Origin of the sequence: Rhodococcus sp. R1101, assembly GCF_000278445.1 — a bacterium.
Lineage (GTDB): Bacteria > Actinomycetota > Actinomycetes > Mycobacteriales > Mycobacteriaceae > Rhodococcus > Rhodococcus gordoniae.
Map to the genome: position 1 here is coordinate 1 of NZ_AJVB01000658.1, position 1742 is coordinate 1742.

The 1742-nt window shown below is 67.1% G+C and carries 2 protein-coding genes and 1 pseudogene; 2 read left to right on the forward strand and 1 reads right to left on the reverse strand.

The features are described from left to right. Together R1101_RS29870 and R1101_RS0122890 are read left to right on the forward strand one after the other, a co-directional pair. Positions 1-216 (forward strand): annotated as a pseudogene (locus R1101_RS29870) (LpxL/LpxP family acyltransferase); the annotation flags it as partial. A gap of 141 nt (positions 217-357) precedes the next feature. Beyond that, entirely contained in the window at positions 358-966 is a 609-nt protein-coding gene (locus R1101_RS0122890) for an Rv1733c family protein (RefSeq protein ID WP_016935529.1), read from the forward strand. A 47-nt stretch (positions 967-1013) separates the two neighbouring features. On the opposite strand, the gene R1101_RS0122895 is transcribed toward R1101_RS0122890, so the two are convergent. Continuing rightward, positions 1014-1670 carry a DUF6920 family protein gene (locus tag R1101_RS0122895; protein ID WP_332307020.1) on the reverse strand — a complete coding sequence of 219 codons (657 nt, stop codon included), beginning with the start codon at positions 1668-1670 and terminating at the stop codon, positions 1014-1016. Between the last annotated feature and the right edge of the window lie 72 nt (positions 1671-1742).

Sequence of the window (1742 nt, forward strand, 5' to 3'; positions counted from 1 at the left end):
TGCTGCCGGTGCACTGCTGGTTCACTCCGGGCGGCTGGGGGATTCCATGTCGACGCGCCGATCGATACCGCAGGAAGCGTACAGGCCACGACTCAGTCCCTGGCCGACCGGTTTGCCGCCGGTATCGCCGCGCATCCCGCCGACTGGCACATGCTGCAACCGGTGTGGACGGCCGACAGGCGGGGCCACCCGCAGTCGCCTCCGGCGGCGCGTTGAGACTGCGCACAGGGAGACGGTTCGTTACCGATAACCCTCGATCCCTGCAGGTGGGCCCAGCGGCGATGCGACTTTCGGCTCTACAACGACGGTTGCGGAGGATCGACACTGAGGACGGAAGCACGATGCCCGGAGAGTGTGATGATCCGCGGAGACACGGCAGCGGTTCGGTGGTGGCGCTTGCGGCCGTGGAGCGCGAACCCGCTCATGCGCGGCAGTGACCGCCTCGAGGCCGTCGCGGTGGTGCTTCTGGTCGCCATCATGCTGCTGTTGGTGCCTGTCGCCGGTGTCATCGGTACCGACTCGTATGCGCAGCTGACCGAACGATCGCATCAGCAGGCGATCGAAGAGCGGCAGGTGCCGGCGATCGTTCTCGATGACGATCCGGATGATGTGGCGGTGCGCGACCCGATGGCCGAGTATTCATCGCGTCTCGAACCGGTTCTCGCGCGATGGGAGGTGGAGGGCGTCGAGCACACGGGTCTGGTGGGTCTCGATTCCCGGGGCGAGACAGGGGAGGCGGTGCGCATCCGAGTCGACGAGAAGGGCGACTACATACCTGCTCCCCGCACCGGAACCGAGAACGCGATCGCTGCGCTGGGTGCGGCACTGGCATTCCTCATCCTCGAAACCGTCGGATGCGTGCTCACACTGCTCGGAGTTCACGGCGTTGTGAACCGGCATCGAATCTCCCAGTGGCACCGGGAGTGGCAGGACACGCGGCGGCTTCCGGGGTGGCCCATCGGCTGAGCGCGCCGCGGGATGGACCCACGTGCCGGATCCGGTGTATCGGACGGTCAAGCGAAGTGGGCTCCGGTGATCTCCGCACGAAAGAACTCGCCGTCCGAACCGGTACCTGTGTCCCACCTCGCGGCGATACGCGAGGCGATGGTCATGCCACCGAACCGGCGCTCGGCCTCGACGGTGACGATGAACGGGTACCGACCGAATCCCTGCCCTTCGGGGTCGCCCCACCGCAGCATCCGCAGTCCTCGCAGCGCCCCGTCTTCGGCGATGTCCAGGCGTACGGTCTCCTGTCGGCCCGCCACTGTCCAGGTCGCGGACGCGAGGAGTTCGTCGCCACTCCACCGCGCGAGGGGAAAAGCGGTGGGCACGAAGATGCTCTCTCCGGCCAGGCGGCCGGCCGCACTGTCGCTGACATCCCGGCCGGTGGCGGACATGATCGGAATGAATCCTCCTATCCGCCAGCGCATCTCACCGACCCCGGCGGTGAAACGGTCGTAACCCGATACGGGAACAGGGCCGATCCGGGTGGTCGCAGCCCAGATGAATCCTGTCGCCGGAGCGAGAATTTGCACGGCGGTGAACGGCTTCCAGGATCCGAGCCGGATCTGCCCGGACATCTCCAGTCGTACGGCAGCGGCCATCGGCGTACCGTCGGCAACCGCATGGTCGATCCAGCGCCGCGCAGCCGGTGGCAGAGATTCGGTCAGGACTGGGGAGAACGGTGCGCTGCTGCCCCGAACCTCGGAAAGGGTGCGCCAGTGTGCGCCGACGTGACGAGC